Source organism: Tenacibaculum sp. HL-MS23, from assembly GCF_032463465.1.
In the GTDB taxonomy this organism is placed as follows: Bacteria; Bacteroidota; Bacteroidia; order Flavobacteriales; family Flavobacteriaceae; genus Polaribacter; species Polaribacter bernardetii.
In genome coordinates, this window is record NZ_CP135989.1 from 2,202,437 (window position 1) to 2,223,138 (window position 20,702).

The window sequence follows — 20,702 nt, forward strand, 5'->3', positions numbered from 1 at the left end:
TGTGAGTATAAAAATAAGGAAAATTATCTTTTAAGTGGTTGAATAATTAACCGACTAAAAATCAGTATATTTAAAGTGTAAAAAAATAATATTTATGGCAATTAAAAATTTTCAAGGAAAACGAACAAATCAATCAGGAAATAAAACAGAACCATTTTTGGTTTCAGATTATATGACCAGAGATTTAATTACGTTTAAAGAAAATGAATCTATAGAGCAAGTTATTGATTTATTAATTAAAAATAAAATTTCTGGAGGCCCGGTTATAAATGAAAATAATGAGTTGGTTGGTATTATCTCTGAAGGAGACTGTTTAAAACAAATATCAGATAGTAGATATCATAATTTACCTATTGATAAAAATAATACAGTTGAAAAAGCAATGGTTAAAATAGTAGAAACCATTGATGGTAATATGAACATATTTGATGCTGCAAATAAGTTTTTAGAATCTAAGAGAAGGCGTTTTCCTATTGTGGAAAACGGAAAATTAGTTGGGCAAATTAGCCAGAAGGATGTGTTAAAAGCAGCATTAAAAATTAAAGGAAATACTTGGGGAAGTTAATCTTGTTTTACTAATAAAAACAATTCGCTTTCTAACTCTAAATAACCTTGGTCATATACGTAATAATAGGTGTTGCCTGTTTTTGTGTGATAAATGGATGTAATAAATTTAAAGTCGAAACCTTTATCAAACAACTTACGCCTGCTTACTTTTGTTTTACCAGAAATATTTAAATCTGTAAGAATTTTATAGTTTTTTCGTAAGCGATTATTGGTATTTCTAATAAGGTTTTTACTGTCTTTATTTACTTTGTTATTGTAAGAATTTCGGCAATAATCTGAGCAGAATTTTTTATCAACTCTCCCAATTACTTTTTCTTCGCACTCTAAACATTTTTTATTTTCCATAGTTAGCTTTTTTAAGTTCGTACCAATTTACTTTTACTTCTTTGTAATTAAATTGATTTACAAACTGCAATCCGATTTTGTTTAAAATTTTATTCGACCCAATATTATTGGTGTCTGCGGCACCGTAAATAACATCATAATTCATTTTTTAAATCCGAATTCTAAAGAAGCAAAAGCAGTTTCAGAGGCATATCCTTTACCCCAAAAACGCGGAATAAAACGATAACCGATATCCACAAAATCTTGATAACCGTTTAACGCTTCTTTTGTGCCTGTATTTAATTTTAAGCCAGACCAACCTATAAATTCTCCAGTTTCTTTTTCAATACAGGCAAATCGCCCGATGCCTAACTCTTGATATTGCTGATGAATAAACTGAATATTCTCTTCAGCTTGTAGAATTGTATTTATGGGGTTTTTGCCTAAATATTCGTGCACTTTTTCATTAGAATCTAACTCGAACATTCCGTTAGTATCTGTTTTTCGTATTTCTCTTAAAATTAATCGATCAGTTTCTAAATGAAATTCCATAAGTTAAGTGTTTGATAAACAAAGATATTAAATCTAATTAAACATTTACATTCATTTACAAACGAAAACAAATGATTACTAACCGTTTTTAATTAGCATGGTACTTCATCTTTGCAGTGTCAAAACGAATTGGCAAATAATAACCATTTAAAACTTATCTTATGAATACGTTAAGAAACAAAGTACAGTTAATAGGAAACTTAGGTAATGACCCAGAAATTATTACTTTAGAAAGCGGGAAAAAAGTAGCAAAACTATCAATAGCAACGAATGAAACTTATAAAAACGCTGCAGGAGAAAAAATTACAGATACACAATGGCATAATTTAGTTGCTTGGAATAAAACAGCAGATATTGTAGAAAAGTATTTAACCAAAGGAAGAGAAATAATGATTGAAGGTAAACTAACATCAAGGTCTTATGAAACTTCAGCAGGCGAAAAACGTTATATAACCGAAGTTGTGGTAAGCGAACTTTTAATGTTAGGTAATAAGTAGGTTTTTAAAAATAGACGCTTTTAGTAAGTTGTTGATTAGTAGTGTTTTATTTTATTTTTTATGAATTTATTTAAATGTAAATTTGCACCCCCTTTAATAAATGAATTAACATCACATATAAAAAAATGAAAAAACAATTTTCCCTTATAGTGTTTATGTTCACTATTTTAAACTTCTATGGCCAAAACGAGGTCTGTTTAACTCCAGATGAATCTTCTATAGATATGAACAGTATATCTGTAACAAAATGTTCTATTGAGCCTGTTAAAGATTCAAATAAAAATAAAAATAAAAATAAAAATAGGCAGATAAAAGTTAAAATATCAGCAAACAGACGATTTTTAAAGAAAAGAAAGGTTGTAAAAGTAGCACAAATTGCAAAGCCAGTAAAATTACTAGAGAATGGAATAAAGGCTAATGTTCCTGTTGAGCCAACAGAAATAATAGAAACTAAAAAAACAGCGGTAAATGTTTCTGAAAGTATCAATAAGAATAATGGTCAAAAAGCTATTTATACTCTGAAAAAAAGTATTAATAGCTTAAAAGAGAAGTTATCGAAGGAAGAGGTTATGAAAGCATCAAAACTTTATTACGTAGATAATATTCCTACATTTAAAGGGTGTTTAAATACTAAAAAAAGTGAGGAGTTAGATTGCTTTAATGCAGAGATGATTAAACATATTAATAAGTATTTTGTTTATCCTAGTGAGGCAGTTAGAAGCCAAATACAAGGTGAGGTTTGGGTTCGTTTTATAATCGATAAAAACGGTTATGTAAGAAACGTAAAAGCTATTGGCCCAAATAATGGGGAGATATTAAACGAAGAAGCAAAGAGAGTTGTGTTTGAATTACCTAATTTCAAACCAGCCAAAAACAATGGAAAAACAGTATCTGTTAAATATGGTTTTCCTATAAACTTTTCATTAGAAGAATAATTTTTCAAAACTTTATAATAATTTAAAAAATGTTAAAAAAACAATTAATGATTATTGTTTTTACTTTGTGCATTGCAACAATGTATTCACAAGTAAAAATAAAAGGAATAGTATATGATGAGTATTTAGAGCCATTTTACGGTGCTGAAATTGTAGGAGGTAATAAAGGTACAACATCAGATGAAGAGGGTGTGTTTACAATTTTATTAGATGGTAAATTTCCTCAAACAATAAATGTTTCTGCTTTTGGTTATAGAACAGAGACTATTGTGGTTACATCAGAAAATAGTGTAAATGTAATTCTTAAAGAAAATCTTTTATTAGATCAAGTAGTTATATCTGCATCAAGAGTGCCAGAGAGAATTATAGAATCTCCGGTTACAATAGAACGATTAGGTTTAACAGATATAAAAAAGAGTAGTTCAAATTCTTTTTACGACGGATTAGCCAATTTAAAAGGAGTAGATGCTAGAGAAATTAGTTATGGATACAAATCTATAAACACTAGAGGTTTCGCAGATTTTGGTAACTCAAGATTTGTGCAATTAGTTGATGGTATGGATACGGCAGCACCTGCTTTAAACTTTAGTGCAGGTAACTTATCAGGTATTTCAGAGCTAGATATTAAGAGTGTAGAAGTATTACCAGGAGCATCTTCAGCATTATATGGTGCAAATGCTTATAATGGTATTATGCTAATGAATACTAAGAACCCTTTTGATTATTCAGGAATAAGTTTCTTGTTAAAAAGTGGTACTACTAGTCAGAAAGCAGCAGGTAATAACCCTTTTTATGACGCTACAGTTCGTATGGCATATAAGTTTAGTGATGCTTTTGCAGCTAAAGTAAATTTTTCATATTACGAGGCTGAAGAATGGCATGCTACGGATTCTAGAAATAAGAAGATTGATACTAATGAAATGATTGATGGACGTCTTGATACTCCAGTGGATTATGACGGGATTAATACTTATGGCGATGAAGATTTTGCTGATTTAGCAAGCTCGACTCCAATACTTGTTTTTTTAGGTTATTTACCAGCTTCATCATCAGATCCAGACTCAACGTTTAATTTCCCTACAGGAACTCATGTAAGTAGAAAAGGATATACAGAAAGAGAGCTACTAAGAGATTATAAATCTAAGAATTTGAAGTTTTCAACATCTTTACATTACCGTCCTTTTAAAGATGAATCATTAGAGGTTATTTTAGCAACGAGATTGGCTAAGGGAGATAATATGTTTCAAGGAATAACATCAAGATTTGCACAACGTAATTATTATATAGGCCAATCTAAGTTAGAAATAAAAGGAGATAACTTTTTTGTTAGAGGATATTACACTCGTAATGATGCAGGAGATACTTATGATTTAACAAGAACAGCTCAAGGATTAAATAGATTAGCAGATGCTAAAATACCAGTTTTAGCTGGTACAACAGGTTACATACCAACTTGGGGTGATAATTATGCGGTTAACTATATAGATGCTTTAGTTTCTAATTACTCAGGACTTATTGGACCTTCAGGTAATCCATTTAATGTGAGTGATGTGGACCAGAGTGTAAGGATATTAGCTAGAGCATCAGCAGATCAATATAGATTAAACCCAGGTACGCAAGAGTTTAATAATGGGTTTAATTCAGTTACTTCAACATTGGTAACTGAAGGAGGAAGTAAGATTTATGACAGAAGTTCTTATTCGCATGTTGATGGTAATTACAACCTTAAAAGTTTATTGGATGATTGGGCTGACGTTCAGTTAGGAGGATCTTATAGAAATTACAATCCTGATTCTAAAGGAACTATTTTTAATGATGCCGTAGAAGAAATTAGTATTGAAGAGTATGGTTTTTACACGCAAATTCAAAAGAAATTTTTAGATGATAAATTAAAGTTCACAGGGTCTATTCGTTATGATAAGTCTGAAAATTTTAAAGCCAATTATTCACCAAGAGTTGCACTTAATTATGCATTAGGAGAAAGCAATGATCAAATTGTAAGAGCTTCTTTTCAGACGGGATTTAGAAACCCTACTATTCAAGAGCAATATATGTTCGCTCCTTCAGCAAGGAAAACTACTGTAGGTTCTGTTTATGACAATCTAAGAAGAATTGATGGAACTACAACAGCTGTAACGGGGGGTGATTTAATTAATAACGCATTGTTAACAAGATCAATTTATGACCAAGAGTTTATAACAAATAACCAGTTCTTAATTAAGTCAGAATACAATAGTATAGTGGCAGAAGAAGTTAAAACTTTTGAGCTAGGTTATAGAGGGCTTTTAAATGTTGCAGGGTCAAATTTATATTTAGATTTTAATACTTATTATAGTTTTCATAACGATTTTGTATTTTATCAAGATATTACTGTTCCTAATATTGGTGAAGTTATAGCAACAGGACAATTAGATGCTGATGCAAATAATGCAGTATTAATTGGTAATGTAAGTGAGTTTAATTTAATTACAAATGCTAAATCACAAGTGCACTCATATGGATTAGGTTTAGGTGTGCAAACAAAAATGTTTAAAAATTACAGTTTAGGTTTCAACTATAATTTCGCAAATTATGAAATGAAAGAGGATTTAGATTTTGGATCATTTGAGCCAAATTTTAATACACCTAAGCACACTGTAAAAGCTCAATTTGGAAATGAGAAGCTTTTTAAAAATTTTGGATTTAATGTAAATGCAAGATGGCAAGACGAATTTAGATGGGTTTCAACTTTTGTAAAAGGTCAAGTAGATGCAAGAACAGTTATAGATGCACAATTAAATTATAAAATACCATCAATGAAATCTAAATTTAAAATAGGTGGAACGAACTTGTTTGGTAAAGAATACTTTGTTGCTCCAGGAACTGGACAAATTGGTAAATTATATTATTTTTCATGGATAATTAATAACTAAGGTAACAAGAAAGTAATATTTTTATATAAATAAGCTCAGCGTTAATTTTAACGCTGAGCTTATTTTTTTATAATAAATTGAGGTGTTAAGGTTATTTAGAGAGATAAAACAGTTTTTTAAGAATGGCTATAACTCATAGAAAGCTGTATTCTTTTTCTTTGCACATCCACTTCTAGCACTTTTACTTCTACATGTTGCTGCAAGCTTACATGCTCACTAACATCTTTAACAAATGTATTAGAAAGGTTAGAAACATGTACTAAGCCACTTTCTTTAACGCCAATATCTACAAAACAACCAAAGTTAGTAATGTTGTTTACGATTCCCGGAAGTATCATTCCAGATCTTACATCATCGATGGTTTTAATATGTTGGTTAAAACTAAATGCTTTTGCTTTTTCCCGCGGATCTAGTCCGGGTTTTTCCAATTCTTTTACAATATCTTGTAACGTAGGCAAACCAAAAGAATCAGTAATGTAGTGTTGTAGCTTTAGCTGTTTTAAAGCAGTTGTATTGCCTATTAAATCTGCTAATTTACAACCAGCATCTTTTGCCATTTGTTTTATTAAAGTATAACGTTCTGGGTGTACGGCAGAATTATCTAAAGGATTATCGCTGTTTTTAATACGTAAAAATCCGGCAGATTGCTCAAATGCTTTTCCGCTTAAACGTGGCACTTTTTTAATGCCAATTCTATTTTTAAATGCGCCATTCTCGTTTCGATAATTCACAATGTTTTCTGCTAATTTCGGACCAATACCAGAAACATAACTTAACAACGAAGCACTTGCTGTATTTATATTAACACCTACTTTATTTACACAATGCTCTACAACGGTATCTAACGATTTATTTAATTTTGATTGTTCTACATCGTGTTGATACTGCCCAACTCCGATTGATTTTGCATCAATTTTTACCAATTCAGCTAAAGGATCTGCCAATCTTCTTCCGATAGAAATTGCTCCACGAACGGTAACATCATAATCAGGAAACTCATCTCTTGCAATTTCAGAGGCTGAATAAATAGAAGCTCCGGCTTCACTTATCACAAAAATATCAACGTTGTTTTTAAACGGAATACTTTTTATTAATTGTTCAGTTTCTCTTGATGCAGTTCCGTTACCAATTGCAATTGCTTCTATTTGATATTTATCAACTAGTGAATTAATTTTATTTTTAGCTTCTGATGATTGATGTTGAGGTGCATGTGGATAAATATTTTCGTTATGTAATAAATCACCTTGTTGGTTTAAGCAAACCACTTTACAACCCGATCTAAAACCAGGATCTATTGCTAAAATTCGTTTTTCACCTAAAGGAGAACCTAATAACAATTGTTGTAAATTTTTAGCGAATACGGTTATCGCGTTTTCATCCGCTTTATCCTTTGCAAGCGTCATTGCTTCGTTGGTTAAAGAAGGTAATAGTAATCGCTTATAAGCATCTGCAACTGCTAACTCAATTTGAGTAGCACAATCGTTTTGAGAGTTGATAACTCTATCTTCAATTTTCTGAAGCGTTCTTTCATTATCAATAGCGATTTTTACACGGATAAAGCCTTCTTTTTCGGCACGAAGAATGGCTAATAATCGGTGAGACGGAATGCGATTTAGATTTTCTTCCCACTCAAAATAATCTTTGAATTTCTGTGCTTTCTCTTCGGTTATTTTAGTTTTGATGATCTTTGTAGAAATGGAAGCATAACGTTCTAATTGATGACGGATATTGTTACGAATATCAGTACGTTCATTAATCCATTCAGCAATAATATGGCGAGCACCTTCTAAAACTTTGTCTTCCGAATCTACTGCATCATTTATATATTTCGAAGCGGTAAAACTTAAATCATTTACGCGCTGACTCATAATCATCTTAGCCAACGGTTCTAACCCGTTTTTACGTGCAGTTTCGGCTTTGGTTTTACGTTTCTTTTTATATGGGAGATAAATATCTTCTAACGCAGTAAGATCGCTAGTTTTTTCGATTTTCGCTTTTAACTCATTGGTTAAAACATCTTGTTCTTCCAGCGCTTTAAGAATTGTAGCTTTTCTTTTTTCTAAAGCTTCAAATTGTTCTTTTAACTGTACTATTTGTCCGATTTCAACTTCGTCTAAATTCCCAGTTTTTTCTTTTCGGTAACGCGCAATAAACGGAATGGTACAATCTTCATTTAGCAATTCAATAGTACTTTGAATTGATTTTTGTGAAATAGTTGTATGAGAAATTATATAATTGAGGAGTTGCATAGCGTAATGTTTGAAAAATAAAAAACCTCGCAATAATTTGCGAGGTTACGAATATACTAAAATGTTGTTTTTATCTAAGAAATAAATTCACCGTTAGTTACCTTTTCAGAAGGTTGTACAAAGGCTAATTTACCATCAGGAGTATCGGTCATTAAAATCATTCCTTGGCTTTCTATACCTTTTAATTTACGTGGTGCTAGATTACAAACCACACTAACTTGTTGTCCAATAATATCGGCAGGTTTGAAGCTTTCGGCAATACCAGAAACAATTGTTCTGGTATCTAAGCCAACATCAACAGTAAGCTTTAAAAGCTTTTTAGTCTTGGCTACTTTTTCAGCTTCGATAATTGTACCAACACGAATGTCTATTTTTGTAAAATCATCAAATTCAATGGTTTCTTTTTGAGGCTCTAAAACTCTGTTTTCAGCTTCGTTTGCTTTTTTGGTAGCTTCTAACTTATCTAATTGCGCCTGAATTTCAGTATCTTCAATTTTAGCGAATAATAATTCAGCTTTATTTATTTGATGATTATCAGCAATTAAAATATTTTTTTCAGAAATAGCTGACCAAGTTAATTCGTCATTGCGAGTCAAGTTTTTTCTGCTTGATGTGGCAATCTCATTATCAGAAGAGATAACTTCGTCGGAAAACTCGTCGTTATGACGAATATTTAAGATGTTTTTCAATTTAGCAGAAGTAAACGGTAAAAAAGGTTCTGATAAAACTGCTAATCCAGCAGCAATTTGTAAAGCTACATTCATAATCGTTTTAGTACGTTCTGCATCAACCTTAATCATTTTCCAAGGTTCTTCATCAGCTAAATATTTATTACCTAAACGAGCTAAATTCATTAATTCTTGAGATGCTTCTCTAAAACGATAACGCTCAATAGATTTTGCAATTACATTCGGAAATTCTTTTAAGCTCGCTAAAGTATCTTCATCAACTTCAGAAAATTCTCCTGCAGCAGGAACTTGCCCGTTGTAATATTTATTCGTTAAAACAACTACACGGTTTATAAAGTTACCGAAGATAGCTACTAATTCGTTATTATTTTTTGCTTGAAAATCTTTCCAAGTAAAATCGTTGTCTTTGCTTTCTGGAGCATTTGCCGTTAAAGTATAACGTAAAACATCTTGCTGATTCGGAAAATCTTCTAAATATTCGTGTAACCAAACCGCCCAGTTTTTAGACGTTGATAATTTATTTCCTTCTAAATTTAAAAACTCGTTTGCTGGCACATTTTCTGGTAAAATAAAATCGCCATGTGCTTTTAACATCGATGGAAAAATTAAACAGTGAAATACAATATTATCTTTACCAATAAAGTGTACTAATTTCGTGTCGTCTTTTTTCCAATAATCCTCCCAGTTTTTGCCTTCGCGAGCTGCCCATTCTTTGGTGGCAGAAATATATCCGATAGGCGCATCAAACCAAACATATAGTACTTTTCCGTCTGCTCCTTCAATAGGCACCGGAATTCCCCAATCTAAATCACGTGTTACAGCTCTTGGGCGTAATCCGTCATCAATCCAAGATTTACATTGTCCTAAAACATTAGGTTTCCAATCATGTTTATGACCTTCAACGATCCATTTACGTAAAAAATCTTCGTGTTTATCTAAAGGTAAAAACCAGTGTTTTGTTTCTTTTAAAGAAGGAACATTTCCTGTAATTGCCGATTTAGGGTTGATTAAATCAGTGGCATTATGACTTGTACCACATTTTTCACATTGATCACCGTAGCTTTCTTCGTTTCCGCATTTCGGACACGTACCAACAACAAAACGATCTGCTAAATATTGGTTCGCTTCGGCATCGTATAACTGCTCTGTAACTTCTTCGATAAACTCACCATCATTGTACATCTTTATAAAAAAATCAGAGGCTGTTTTATGATGAATTTCAGATGATGTACGAGAGTAGTTGTCAAATGAAATTCCGAAATCAACAAAAGATTTTTTGATGATTCCGTGGTATTTATCAATAATATTTTGCGGAGTAACACCTTCTTTTTTTGCACGCATCGGTATCGCTACACCGTGTTCATCAGAACCACAAATGTAAATTACATCTTTACCTTTTTGACGTAAAAAACGTGTATAAATATCTCCAGGAACATACACACCTGCTAAATGACCAATATGAATTGGTCCGTTTGTATAAGGTAATGCTGCTGTAATTGTATATCTTTTTGGTGTACTCATTTTCTTCTGCTAAAATTAAAGTGCAAAAGTACGAAAAAGCAATTTTTTAAACTGTTATAAAATGGGTACATTTGATAGATTAGACTTTATATATTAATAGTATAAAAAAATAAGACACTATTTTGAAGAGAAGTGTACTAGTATTATCTTTTTTCTTAACAGCTTTAATAGCTTTTTCGCAAACAAAAACTATGAAATTAATAACGCCGCCTTCTTTACAAAAAGGAGATACAATTGCGATTGTAGCACCTGCAGGAATATTAAAAAACAGAAAGCATGTTATAGATAAAGCAAAGAAATTAGCGCAAAGTTGGGGTTTAGAAGTTGTGTACGGAAAGCATTTGTTTAACCAAGCGCATCATTTTGCAGGAACTGATGAAGAGCGTTGTGAAGATTTTCAAGAAGCTTTAGATAACCCGAATATAAAAGCAATTTGGGCGGCTCGAGGAGGTTATGGTTCTGTTCGGATATTAGATAAATTAGATTTTACGAAGTTTAAAGAAAATCCGAAGTGGGTGATTGGTTATTCTGATATAACTGCGTTTCATAATCATATTCATAATGTGGGTGTAGAAACCATTCACGGAATTATGGGGACAAGCATGCAAGATGCACCTGAAGTAATAGCAAAAAGTGTTGAATCGCTTAAAAGAGCATTGTTTGGAGAGAGTTTAGCGTATGAAATTTCGAATTCAAAACACAATCGATCAGGAAAAGTAAATGGAGAATTAGTAGGAGGAAATATTGCCATTTTAGCATCTATGCTAGGATCAACGAGTCAAATGTCTACGGATGGTAAAATTTTATTTATTGAAGAAATAGGCGAATATAAATATTCTATTGATCGTATGCTGCAAAGCTTAAAGCGTGCAGGCTATTTTACGAAAGTAAAAGGAATTATTGTTGGTGATATGACTAAGGTTAAGAAAAATACTACGCCTTGGGGAACTTCAATAGAGCAATTAATTTTAGATGTGATTCCGAATGATGTACCAGTATTATTTAATTTCCCTGCAGGTCATGAACCTGATAATAGAGCTTTAATTATGGGAAGAAATATTACGTTAAACATCAAAGAAAAAACAGCAACGGTAAATTTTTAAATAGTGGCACAGCATAACGATCTTGGTAAAAAAGGGGAGGAGTTAGCAATTACTTATTTGCAGGATAATGGCTATGCTATTATTGAAAAAAACTACCGATTTAAAAAAGCTGAGGTTGATATTATTGCACAAAAAGAAGGTGTTTTAGTGGCGATAGAAGTTAAAACACGATCGAGTACTTATTTCGGAAATCCACAAGATTTTGTACACCCAAAGAAAATAAAATTACTAGTTATGGCGATAGATAATTATGTAATCGAAAAAGATTTGGATATAGAGGTTCGGTTTGATATTATTGCTGTATTAAAAAATAAAGATACTTATAACATACATCATATAGAAGACGCTTTCTTATATTTTTAAACACAAAAAAGCCCAACAATTTAATTGTTGGGCTTTTTGTTTATTTTAAGTATTATTATTATTTATTTAAATAATTTTTCACATCATCTAACAAGTTAGGCATTGCAATTATTTTTTTGTTGGCATCTAATATAAAATAAGAAGGCGTACCTAATAAATTATATTTTTGCACTGTTTCATTATCAAACTTATAATCAGGATGCGTTCCTATTGCGTTATGAGAATGTGGTAATTTCTTAATAAACGCTGTCCAATCTGCTTCGTCATTTTCAATTCCGAATGTAATTACTGAAACATTTTCATGGTTTGCATTCATATAATCATGTAGTTCAGGAACTTCATCAACACAATGAGGGCAACCAGTACTCCAAAATACTAATAAGTATTTTTCACCATCATTTAAAGTAGATAATTTCATTTCTTTATCACCTTCTTTCCAAGAAAAATCAGGAGCAATTCTACCAACAGTTGCACTTAATAACTGTACTTTTTCTTTTTTAAATTCCGCATCAAACTGATCGGCTGGTAAAACATCATAGTATTTTTCAAATAACCAATCTACAGCTTCACCATTACGTTTATCTGTTAAAGAAGTAATTAAAAATTCGGTAACAGCTTTTCTTAATTTACCATTAGGAACTTCATCCATAACTTTAAGAATAGATCGTCTTAATAACTTTCTTTGCATTTGGCTATCTTCAGATGAATTTAGGTAAAAAACAAAATCAGAAATACGATCAACTAAAAAAGAAGAATTGTAAAGAGCATCACTTTTAAAATCAATATATTTAAAAAAGTTCTCATTTGTAGCAGCTAAATACTCTTCCATATTATCAAACGGATTAGACTCATTGTATCTTTGAGAGGCTTTAATAAAGTGATTTACTAGCATACCTTCCGATTTATTCTCATACATGTCTTGTAAATCCTCAAGCTCATCTAATGCTTTTTTGTAAGCTTTTTTGGCATCTTTATTTTCTTCAGTTATAAAAGTTGCTTGGTTTAGGTCAACTTTATTTTGAATTTCTGCGTAAGCTATTGAGTATTCGTTTAATAATTTGTTCTCTCTAGAAGCAGTAAATACAACAGATTGATCTGGGTATTTAGGGTTAAATATAAATTCTACATTTTCTTTATTAAAATAAAAATCTACAAAACCAGCACCTTTATTTCTGTAAGTAGCTCTATATGCACCAGGTTTAGCATCGTCTTTTAACTCGAATTGAAACCTACCTAACACTTGATTTTCTCCACCAACTGCAATAGTATCAAATTCTATAGTCGTATTTGCTACGAATTTTTGCTTAGCTCCTTCTATTTTATAAAGAATAACCCAGTCGGTTTTCTCAGGTGGAGTTAAGGTTCCTTTAACTGTATATTGAGCGTTAGCTATAGAAGTGGCAAGTATTAATAGCGCCAGTAATTTTTTCATCATTATAATTTAAAGGTTTGTAAATAGGATTTAAAACTAATCATTTGCTAACTTCTTTCCAAGAAGTGTACCAATTTTATTTTTTCTTGCTTATTTTTAAAAAAGTTTATTTATAAAATAGAAATATGCAGCTGAAAAACAAAGTGTTTTGGATTACCGGAGCTTCATCGGGCATTGGTAAATCTCTAGCAATAGAATTATCTAACTACGATGTGAATTTAATTTTATCATCAAGAAATAAAAATGCGTTGGAAGAGGTTAAAAATAAGTGTAAAAACATATCGAAAGTAAAAATAGTTACGCTTGATTTAGAGAAATATGAAAATATGAATTCTAAAGTTAAAGAGGCATTATTGTGCTTTGGAGCGATTGATGTTCTAGTAAATAACGGAGGTTTAAGTCAACGTTCATTGGTTGTAAACACTGATATTTCTGTAGATAAACGCTTAATGGATGTTAATTATTTAGGAACCGTGGCGTTAACAAAAGCATTATTACCTTATTTTATTAAAAATAAATCTGGTCATTTTGTGGTAACTACAAGTATTGTTGGTAAAATTGGTACTCCGTTACGATCATCTTATGCGGCAACAAAACATGCATTACATGGTTTTTTTGATAGTTTACGAGCCGAACATCACAACGATACTATTTCGGTAACGTTGGTTTGCCCTGGCTTTGTAACGACCAATGTTTCTAAAAATGCACTTACAGGAGATGGAACTCCGCAAAATAAAATGGACAGCGCAACGGCAAACGGAATTGATCCTGACCGTTTTGCTAAACTAATGCTAAAAGCTATTAAAAATAAACGAGAAGAAGTATATATCGGCGGAGCCAAAGAAAGGTTAGCCGTATATGTAAAACGTTTTTTTCCTAAAATTTTATCAAAAATGATTCGTAAACTAAGTGTTACTTAAATAAAAGGTATATAATTTATTGCTAAGAAAATGAAGCAATCTTTTTAATTGAGATAAAGATTACTTCGTTATTCTTCCTCGTAATGACGAGTTTATAAAAACTACTTAAAAAAGTCAATCAATTCAAAATAATTAATAATTGCTTCTTTTATTAAAACGGATTGTTCACCGGGTTTTAAACTTGGTAATTCAGTTAAAGTTTTATAATGAGGCCAACCATCTTCATCAAAAAAATCGAATTCGTAATATCCGTAAGGCTCTAAAAGCTTGCAAATAGCAATATGCATTAGATTTACTTTTTCGTCCTTTTTAAATTTACGTTGCCCTTGTCCTAATTCTTGTACACCAATTAAATAAATAACCGCATCTACATTTAACTCATCACCGTCGGCAAATTGATCTGATAAATTTTTTACCAGAAAATCCCATTTTTCCTTTAAGTTAACTTCTTTCTCCATCTGTTTTTTTTGAGTTAGCAAAGATACAAATGAGTTGTGTATATTTGGTGCAGAATGTGCACACATAATTATTTAGTGTGTATATTTTCATTAAAATGCTATTATTTTATATTTATGAATACGTTTGATATTATTATTGCAGCTTTACTTCTTTTCGGTTTTATAAGAGGATTAATGAAGGGGTTATTTGTTGAGGTTGCTTCTTTGGTTGCTTTAGTAGCTGGAGTTTATGGCGCAATACATTTTTCGTATTTTATTGCCGATTGGTTAAAAGATAGCGTTTCTTGGGACGAGAAATATATTTCATTAGCTGCTTTTGCTGCAACATTTATTGTTATTATAATTACAATTTCTCTATTGGGTAAAATATTAACTAAAATAGCCGATTTTGCTTCTTTAGGAATAATTAATAAAATTTTAGGCGGTGTTTTTGGCGCTTTAAAAATAGGTTTGATTTTAAGTGTTGTTTTTATTTTCTTCGGAAAAATGAATGATACGATTCCGTTTGTAAACAAAGAAAATTTAGAGGAATCTATTTTATATGCTCCTGTTAAAAAGATAGCACCAACAATTTTTCCATCAATAATTAAAGATGATGGAGAATTAACAATTCCTGAGATTGAAGAAACTTTAGAAGTTGAGATATAAAAAAAATCCGAAGTTATTAACTTCGGATTTTTTGTTTAAAATCTATATTTTAATTTTAGCAATGCAAACCTTGGTAAAAGCCTGTATTCTGTTGTTGATGTTCCGATATCACTAATAGAAAAACTCTTAAATGTTTTAGTATTTAATAAGTTTTTACCCGTTAGGTAAAGTGTTAATTTATTCTCTATAAGGTTGTAAGTAAGGCTAACATCTATAAAATTATAAGTAGCATCTTTTTCTAAGTTTCCGAAATAATAGCGTTCAGATTGTATATCAGCATTAAATTTCTTGCTAAAAATAAAAGATAAATCTAAGAAGCTTTTATTATTTGTAAATGAATTCTTAAAACCAGATTGTTGTATTTTAGAAGTGTTCCACTTTGTACCAAAGTGATAATTAAAAAAACCTCTAAAGCCAGAGCGTAAGTTTACACCATAATTATAATTGTTCGAAGTTACTTTTCTTAAGCCAGTATTGTTTACACTATTTTTAAACTCGCTTTTAGTATAGCCAACATCTAATTTAAGGTTAGAAGAAATCGATTTAAAATAATAATCTATTTTAGAGTTTAAGCTTACATATTCTCTATCTTTTACTACAATTTTTTCAGCTTGATTATAGTTTTGTTGTATTAAACTATTGCTCGAAAAGAAATCGTAATTTTTGGTATACATTAAACTAAAATAAGCAAAAAAGCGATCACTATAATTACCTAGCGAGTAGTTTAAATTTGCAGTTGATGAATTTAATTGATTAAAATTACCGGTACCTTTAGAAAAAGATCGGAAACTTGTTAATGCAAAATTGTTATAAACATCTACTATTTTTGCATTTGTAGTATTGTAAGAAATTGAAGAGGTTATTTTATTGCTATCATTTATTTTCCAATTAATACCAATACTTGGATTTATATAAAAGTAGTTTTCACTTTTACTAAGAGTATTGTCATTTAAACTGTTAGTAAGGTTGTGAAAGTTTAATTTACCAATAACACTCAAATTTTTAATTTTTAAATGATATTTACTTTTTAAATACGCATCATTAACCTTGTACTCAGTTGTGTTTTTATAAGCAGCTGGAGTATTTACAATTGTATTATTTTCTAATAAAGTAAGTTGTGTGTTTAATTTATCGGCTCTATATTCATTACCTAATTGCAGCTCTAATAAATCACCGTTTTCTTTTCTGGTTAGTAAATGTGTATTAAAACCAGCAAATGTCATTTCGCTATCGCTTAATTGTTGTATGTTATTTGCATTAGTAGAACTTGGAAATAAATCTTGAAATAAAAATTGATTTGTTTGATAATTTTGAGGTGATTTTTCAGTAATAAAACGTGCTGTTGTTACATAAACGTTTTTTTGATTGAGCTTATTTGTAAATATTATTTTTTGATCAAAAATATTATTTTGATGTTTTAAATTTTCGATAGTACTATTACCGTTAAAAGTTAAATTAGAAGTATCGTTAAAATCACCAAACTTATATTTGGTAGTAGTTGCTAGCATTTTATTTTTATTGATGTTATAAATTACATCAACTTTACCAAAAGCAATGTTGCTTTCATTATTTAATTTAGTGTTTTCAGTGTTTGTAAAATTGGTGTTGGCAGTATTTATATTATCAATACTTGTTTCGGTATCACTATTTTCATCCCAATTTAAAAAGCTTAAGGCTTTTATTTTTAGTTTTTTTGAGGGATTAAAAATGGCGTTTAAAGAAGCCAATTCGGTATTGTTAAAATTGGTTCTTTCTTTATCGAAAAATGAATTAAAAATAGATAAGTTTAATAAGTTTCTGGTAGATTGATTATCACCAATACTACCTGGTTCGTTATAACTAGTGGGGTTTATTAAATGGTTTATGTTACCCGTAACATCGATACCTGTATTGTTAAGGCTTGTTAGAAAAAAGTATTTATTCTTTTTTCCGAAGTTCATTAGGTTGGCCTTTGTTTCGTAACGATTTTCAGAAAACAAACCATAGCCTAAACTGATGTTACCAAACCAAATACGTTTTGCTTTTTCGTTTAATTTTAAATTTAAAGCAACTTTATCACTATTTTCTATGCCTTTTAAAAGATGGTTATTAGAATATCTTTTTAATACCTCTACTTCTTCAATAGGATGTGCAGGCATGTTTTTAGATAGTATTTGATAGCCTTTTTCAAAAAAATCATCACCATCAACCATTAGTTTTTCTATTTCTTGATTTCCTACTTTTATTCTTCCTTCACTATCAATATTTAAACCAGGTATTTTTTTAAGTAAATCTTCTACCGTTTGCTCGGTACCATTGGTAAATGCTTTTGTTCTGAAACGAATGGTATCTTTTTGTATAAAAACAGCTTTTTCTGCTTTTATAATTACTTCATCTAAACTGATAGCATCCTCTTGTAAAACTGCATTAATAGTAATTTTAGCTTGGTTTTTATTAACTACTATTGGGGTTGTTTTAGGCTTAAATCCTAAGGATGAAAAAACTAAATTAAAACTTCCTGTTTTATTTGTTTTAAGTTGATAATAACCTTTGTTGTTTGAATAAGTATATGAAATATATTCTTTAAGTAAACTATCTTTTAAAATTACATTTCCTGCTATTACGTTATTCTTGCTATCTTTTAAAGTACCTGAAATTATAGTTTGTGAAAAACTATAAGTACATATTAAGAAAAAAAATAAAGTATTTATTTTTGTTTTTCTTCCCATTCGTATATAATCTCTTTAGCAGAATTTCTATCTGTAGACGATTTTATTACAGTAGTGCCTCTATCGCTATTTTTTGCATTTATTTTTGCGGTTCTTTCTTTATCTCTATTAGGAACAATAACCTCAATATACTTTCTTAAAGGTATTGCTTTTTCTTCATTAGGGAAGTTGTTAATAGTTATAGTATCTTTAAAACTCACTTTAGTAACCCTAAAATACACTTCTTTTTTATCATCTTTTACTTCAATTATTAAACCTGGTAATCCTTGTAATTTCCACGGGCCAAATGGTACCGGTATTTTATTTGTAAACCAAGTAGTATAGGTTCTACCTCTAAAATACCCAGTTGCTTTTTGGCATTTATATTCACCTATCTTTTTAAACTCATTTGTTATTTTCCAATTAATTTTAGGCAATTGTTCTTTAAGAGACGACTTTGTTTTGGTATAACCAGATAATAATAGGTTCTTATTAATATCAGTAAAAACTTGCGGTCTATTATCAGAGTCGGGTAGGGTAATATTAAGATTTCCATTTACCCTTTTTTTAGTCTCTTTTTTAAATCCATTACTTGTTTTTAATACAATATAATGCGATTTATTATTATCTATTTTTAAAACTCCAGTGGTTTTTTATACAAGTGACTAATATTTGTAATAACATCATATTGTACCTCTAATGAGTTTTGCCCCATAACAGTTGCTGTTATTAAAAATAAAAATAGATTTAGAGTTATGTTTTTCATTTTTTTAAAGAAATTTTACTTTTTCAATTAGATATAAGTTCATTATTCAATTTTGTTAATTGAATTGCTGCAATTTTTGTACCTTTTTTTACTCGATGTGAAATTATTTGGTTATCGCCCTTAATTTTGTTTTTCTTCCCATTCGTATATCATTTCTTTATCTGTATCTCTATGAATTTTTGAAGTTACAGTTGTATTTCTATCACCATTTCTTGAATTAAATTTTGAATCTAGAGCTTTAAATTTATTTGGTACAATAACTTCAAAAAATTTTCTAAATGGTATTGCTTTTTCTTTACTAGGTATATTAATAGTAAGTTCATGTTCTTTAAAACGAATAGAAGTAACATTAAATGAAAATTGTGCTTTTTCATCTGTAGCTTCTATAATTAAACCTGGTAAACCTTGTAGTTTCCATGGGCCAAATGGTACAGGTATTTTAGTTGTAAAATATGTAGTATAGGTTCTGCCTCTAAAGTATCCTATTGCTTTTTGGCAGTTATAGTCACCTATCTTTTTAAATTCATCAACTATTTTCCAATTAATTTTTGGTAATTGTTCCTTTAGAATGTTGTTTTTTCTAAACATTGGTACTGAACTAATAAGTATTTTAGTGCTAATGTCTGTAAAAACTTGAGGTCTTCTATCAGAATCAGGAATTAAAAGATTTAATTGACCATCTATAACTCTTTCTTTAATTTTTTTTAACCCATTTTTGTTTTTCAAAACAGTATAATGAGACTTATCATTATCTATTTTTAAAATAGCTACTGCTTTGTAACTAGTATTGCTAATTACTTGGTAGGTCGCTTCTATAGAATTCTGTCCAAAAATAGTTGAGGTTATAAAGTATAATGATATTAGTATAATTATTTTTTTCATTTACGATGTTCAATTTGTTAATCTTATAGTAATAATTCTTTTTCATATTTTGATAAACAAGCTCACAAAGTGAGCTTGTTTATGTACTGCCTATTCTAAAACGGCAGCTTTTAAACGTGCGTTTTCTTCTGCCGCATCAGCTGCAGCTTTACAGTTCGCTTTGTTATTTGCATAGGTTATCATTAGCATAAAAGCTAAAATAAAAATTACTTTTTTCACACTATTTATATCTCCTTAAGATCTTGAATGATTAGTTTAAGACCGGACAATAAATTAATTACGCTTAAGTATTGGTTTACTAGGTAACTAGTTGTTGCTAGTAAATTTGTTTTAATAAATATAATTATTACTTATACAAACATACAGTCCCAGCATACAGTATACAATACCCAATATCCCTATTTGTTTGTTAGGGGTATTGGGTAGTTAAATAGGGGTAACCCTATTTTTGTTAACTTTTCTTTAACATTTGTGTTTTATAATATCTATAATTCTAATTGTAGATATAAAAAAATCCGAAGTTATTAGCTTCGGATTTTTTAATTTTATAAAGTAGGTAGTATTACAACATGGTAACTTTACCTGTATGTAAAGAGTATACACCACCAACGATGGTAATTTCTCCGTTATCTTCCATTTCTTGTAAAATTTTACTTTTTTCGCGAATACGCTCCATAGTTAATTTTACATTGTTTTCAACCGTTTTAGCAACAAACGCACTGTTTGTTGAGTTTGCTTCGCCATCAACTTGTTCAGAAGCCATTTTTGCAGCTGGTACAATATTATCTAACATTGCAGTAATATTACCAAGTTCTACACCATCACAAGCTGCTTTTACAGCCCCACAACTTTCGTGACCTAAAACAAATACCAATTTACTTCCTGCAACTGCACAAGAATATTCCATCGATCCTAAAATGTCAACATTTTCGAAATTTCCAGCTACACGAGCTACGAAAACATCACCAATTGTTTGGTCGAAAACCATTTCTACCGGTACACGTGAATCTATACAAGATAAAATTACTGCTTTTGGAAATTGCCCATCTATAGTTTGCTTTACTAATTCAGGTACATTACTTGCGGTTAAGTTATTTGCAACATAACGTTCATTACCTTCTAAAAGGTTTTGTAAAACGCCTTTAGGTGTTAAAGCACTTTGCACATTTTTAGTTATTGCTGTATTTCTCATTTTTT

The 20,702-nt window shown here is 30.2% G+C and carries 21 protein-coding genes; 8 read left to right on the plus strand and 13 right to left on the minus strand.

Features of this window, described 5'->3' with window-relative positions; genetic code table 11:
- Positions 1–94: 94 nt before the first annotated feature.
- Positions 95–565: a CBS domain-containing protein gene (locus RRF68_RS10305; RefSeq protein WP_315944290.1), complete on the plus strand. Its 471-nt coding sequence runs from the start codon at positions 95–97 to the stop codon at positions 563–565.
- Here the strand turns inward: RRF68_RS10305 and RRF68_RS10310 are convergent.
- The 3 genes from RRF68_RS10310 to RRF68_RS10320 are packed head-to-tail and all read right to left on the minus strand — an operon-like array spanning position 562 to position 1,443.
- On the minus strand, positions 562–912 hold the full coding sequence (locus RRF68_RS10310; RefSeq protein ID WP_218772042.1) for a hypothetical protein: 351 nt from the start codon (positions 910–912) through the stop codon (positions 562–564). The genes RRF68_RS10305 and RRF68_RS10310 overlap by 4 nt on opposite strands.
- Positions 902–1,057: a hypothetical protein gene (locus RRF68_RS10315; protein WP_315944291.1), complete on the minus strand. Its 156-nt coding sequence runs from the start codon at positions 1,055–1,057 to the stop codon at positions 902–904. The genes RRF68_RS10310 and RRF68_RS10315 overlap by 11 nt, the downstream gene beginning before the upstream one ends.
- Positions 1,054–1,443, minus strand: coding sequence for a GNAT family N-acetyltransferase (locus tag RRF68_RS10320; protein WP_315944292.1), 390 nt, complete (start codon positions 1,441–1,443; stop codon positions 1,054–1,056). Before RRF68_RS10320 ends, RRF68_RS10315 begins: the two co-directional genes overlap by 4 nt.
- A gap of 161 nt (positions 1,444–1,604) precedes the next feature.
- Here RRF68_RS10320 and RRF68_RS10325 point away from each other — a divergent pair, with 161 nt between their 5' ends.
- The 3 genes from RRF68_RS10325 to RRF68_RS10335 all read left to right on the plus strand — a co-directional run bounded on the left by RRF68_RS10325 (position 1,605) and on the right by RRF68_RS10335 (position 5,787).
- Positions 1,605–1,940, plus strand: a complete 336-nt coding sequence (locus RRF68_RS10325; protein WP_218772044.1) for a single-stranded DNA-binding protein — start codon at positions 1,605–1,607, stop codon at positions 1,938–1,940.
- Between the two features lie 125 nt (positions 1,941–2,065).
- The gene (locus tag RRF68_RS10330; protein WP_315944293.1) at positions 2,066–2,875 is read left to right on the plus strand and encodes an energy transducer TonB; all 810 of its coding nucleotides are present in this window, start codon (positions 2,066–2,068) and stop codon (positions 2,873–2,875) included.
- Between the two features lie 29 nt (positions 2,876–2,904).
- Positions 2,905–5,787 carry a TonB-dependent receptor plug domain-containing protein gene (locus tag RRF68_RS10335; protein ID WP_218772046.1) on the plus strand — a complete coding sequence of 961 codons (2,883 nt, stop codon included), beginning with the start codon at positions 2,905–2,907 and terminating at the stop codon, positions 5,785–5,787.
- A 116-nt stretch (positions 5,788–5,903) separates the two neighbouring features.
- On the opposite strand, the gene RRF68_RS10340 is transcribed toward RRF68_RS10335, so the two are convergent.
- Together RRF68_RS10340 and metG are read right to left on the minus strand one after the other, a co-directional pair.
- Complete coding sequence (locus RRF68_RS10340; protein ID WP_315944294.1) at positions 5,904–8,036, minus strand: Tex family protein; 2,133 nt, start codon at positions 8,034–8,036, stop codon at positions 5,904–5,906.
- A 74-nt stretch (positions 8,037–8,110) separates the two neighbouring features.
- Positions 8,111–10,246, minus strand: a complete 2,136-nt coding sequence (metG, locus tag RRF68_RS10345) for a methionine--tRNA ligase (RefSeq protein ID WP_315944295.1) — start codon at positions 10,244–10,246, stop codon at positions 8,111–8,113.
- A 191-nt stretch (positions 10,247–10,437) separates the two neighbouring features.
- Here metG and RRF68_RS10350 point away from each other — a divergent pair, with 191 nt between their 5' ends.
- Positions 10,438–11,349 (plus strand): LD-carboxypeptidase, encoded by a 912-nt coding sequence (locus RRF68_RS10350; protein WP_315944296.1) that lies wholly within the window; start codon positions 10,438–10,440, stop codon positions 11,347–11,349.
- 3 nt (positions 11,350–11,352) lie between these two features.
- The gene (locus RRF68_RS10355; protein ID WP_315944297.1) at positions 11,353–11,712 is read left to right on the plus strand and encodes a YraN family protein; all 360 of its coding nucleotides are present in this window, start codon (positions 11,353–11,355) and stop codon (positions 11,710–11,712) included.
- A gap of 58 nt (positions 11,713–11,770) precedes the next feature.
- Here the strand turns inward: RRF68_RS10355 and RRF68_RS10360 are convergent, their stop codons facing one another.
- Positions 11,771–13,144 (minus strand): TlpA disulfide reductase family protein, encoded by a 1,374-nt coding sequence (locus RRF68_RS10360; protein WP_218772051.1) that lies wholly within the window; start codon positions 13,142–13,144, stop codon positions 11,771–11,773.
- 125 nt (positions 13,145–13,269) lie between these two features.
- On the opposite strand from RRF68_RS10360, the gene RRF68_RS10365 reads away from it, so the two are divergent.
- The gene (locus RRF68_RS10365; protein ID WP_315944298.1) at positions 13,270–14,064 is read left to right on the plus strand and encodes an SDR family oxidoreductase; all 795 of its coding nucleotides are present in this window, start codon (positions 13,270–13,272) and stop codon (positions 14,062–14,064) included.
- 101 nt (positions 14,065–14,165) lie between these two features.
- On the opposite strand, the gene RRF68_RS10370 is transcribed toward RRF68_RS10365, so the two are convergent.
- Positions 14,166–14,522, minus strand: a complete 357-nt coding sequence (locus tag RRF68_RS10370) for a hypothetical protein (RefSeq protein ID WP_275315331.1) — start codon at positions 14,520–14,522, stop codon at positions 14,166–14,168.
- Positions 14,523–14,636: 114 nt separating this feature from the next.
- Here RRF68_RS10370 and RRF68_RS10375 point away from each other — a divergent pair, with 114 nt between their 5' ends.
- A complete protein-coding gene (locus RRF68_RS10375) occupies positions 14,637–15,170 on the plus strand; it encodes a CvpA family protein (RefSeq protein WP_315944299.1) in 534 nt (177 codons plus the stop codon).
- A 35-nt stretch (positions 15,171–15,205) separates the two neighbouring features.
- Here RRF68_RS10375 and RRF68_RS10380 read toward each other — a convergent pair whose 3' ends face one another.
- The 6 genes from RRF68_RS10380 to RRF68_RS10405 all read right to left on the minus strand — a co-directional run bounded on the left by RRF68_RS10380 (position 15,206) and on the right by RRF68_RS10405 (position 20,697).
- Positions 15,206–17,878 carry a carboxypeptidase-like regulatory domain-containing protein gene (locus RRF68_RS10380; protein WP_315944300.1) on the minus strand — a complete coding sequence of 891 codons (2,673 nt, stop codon included), beginning with the start codon at positions 17,876–17,878 and terminating at the stop codon, positions 15,206–15,208.
- A complete protein-coding gene (locus RRF68_RS10385; RefSeq protein WP_315945375.1) occupies positions 17,857–18,489 on the minus strand; it encodes a GLPGLI family protein in 633 nt (210 codons plus the stop codon). Before RRF68_RS10385 ends, RRF68_RS10380 begins: the two co-directional genes overlap by 22 nt.
- Before the next feature lie 2 nt (positions 18,490–18,491).
- A complete protein-coding gene (locus RRF68_RS10390; RefSeq protein ID WP_315944301.1) occupies positions 18,492–18,623 on the minus strand; it encodes a hypothetical protein in 132 nt (43 codons plus the stop codon).
- Positions 18,624–18,743: 120 nt separating this feature from the next.
- Complete coding sequence (locus RRF68_RS10395) at positions 18,744–19,505, minus strand: GLPGLI family protein (RefSeq protein WP_218772057.1); 762 nt, start codon at positions 19,503–19,505, stop codon at positions 18,744–18,746.
- 90 nt (positions 19,506–19,595) lie between these two features.
- The gene (locus RRF68_RS10400; protein ID WP_315944302.1) at positions 19,596–19,724 is read right to left on the minus strand and encodes a hypothetical protein; all 129 of its coding nucleotides are present in this window, start codon (positions 19,722–19,724) and stop codon (positions 19,596–19,598) included.
- Positions 19,725–20,067: 343 nt separating this feature from the next.
- Positions 20,068–20,697, minus strand: coding sequence for a carbonic anhydrase family protein (locus RRF68_RS10405; protein WP_218772058.1), 630 nt, complete (start codon positions 20,695–20,697; stop codon positions 20,068–20,070).
- Positions 20,698–20,702: the final 5 nt, after the last annotated feature.

Bases quoted from the DNA above. Each gene is read 5' to 3' on its own strand.
- RRF68_RS10330 (WP_315944293.1), top strand. From the start codon at position 2,066: ATGAAAAAACAATTTTCCCTTATAGTGTTTATGTTCACTATTTTAAAC.
- RRF68_RS10370 (WP_275315331.1), bottom strand. From the start codon at position 14,522: ATGGAGAAAGAAGTTAACTTAAAGGAAAAATGGGATTTTCTGGTAAAA.
- RRF68_RS10405 (WP_218772058.1), bottom strand. From the start codon at position 20,697: ATGAGAAATACAGCAATAACTAAAAATGTGCAAAGTGCTTTAACACCT.
- RRF68_RS10380 (WP_315944300.1), bottom strand. From the start codon at position 17,878: ATGGGAAGAAAAACAAAAATAAATACTTTATTTTTTTTCTTAATATGT.
- RRF68_RS10375 (WP_315944299.1), top strand. From the start codon at position 14,637: ATGAATACGTTTGATATTATTATTGCAGCTTTACTTCTTTTCGGTTTT.
- RRF68_RS10360 (WP_218772051.1), bottom strand. From the start codon at position 13,144: ATGAAAAAATTACTGGCGCTATTAATACTTGCCACTTCTATAGCTAAC.
- RRF68_RS10315 (WP_315944291.1), bottom strand. From the start codon at position 1,057: ATGAATTATGATGTTATTTACGGTGCCGCAGACACCAATAATATTGGG.
- RRF68_RS10395 (WP_218772057.1), bottom strand. From the start codon at position 19,505: ATGAAAAAAATAATTATACTAATATCATTATACTTTATAACCTCAACT.
- RRF68_RS10340 (WP_315944294.1), bottom strand. From the start codon at position 8,036: ATGCAACTCCTCAATTATATAATTTCTCATACAACTATTTCACAAAAA.
- RRF68_RS10390 (WP_315944301.1), bottom strand. From the start codon at position 18,623: ATGAAAAACATAACTCTAAATCTATTTTTATTTTTAATAACAGCAACT.
- RRF68_RS10320 (WP_315944292.1), bottom strand. From the start codon at position 1,443: ATGGAATTTCATTTAGAAACTGATCGATTAATTTTAAGAGAAATACGA.
- RRF68_RS10325 (WP_218772044.1), top strand. From the start codon at position 1,605: ATGAATACGTTAAGAAACAAAGTACAGTTAATAGGAAACTTAGGTAAT.
- metG (WP_315944295.1), bottom strand. From the start codon at position 10,246: ATGAGTACACCAAAAAGATATACAATTACAGCAGCATTACCTTATACA.
- RRF68_RS10335 (WP_218772046.1), top strand. From the start codon at position 2,905: ATGTTAAAAAAACAATTAATGATTATTGTTTTTACTTTGTGCATTGCA.
- RRF68_RS10310 (WP_218772042.1), bottom strand. From the start codon at position 912: ATGGAAAATAAAAAATGTTTAGAGTGCGAAGAAAAAGTAATTGGGAGA.
- RRF68_RS10350 (WP_315944296.1), top strand. From the start codon at position 10,438: ATGAAATTAATAACGCCGCCTTCTTTACAAAAAGGAGATACAATTGCG.
- RRF68_RS10305 (WP_315944290.1), top strand. From the start codon at position 95: ATGGCAATTAAAAATTTTCAAGGAAAACGAACAAATCAATCAGGAAAT.
- RRF68_RS10365 (WP_315944298.1), top strand. From the start codon at position 13,270: ATGCAGCTGAAAAACAAAGTGTTTTGGATTACCGGAGCTTCATCGGGC.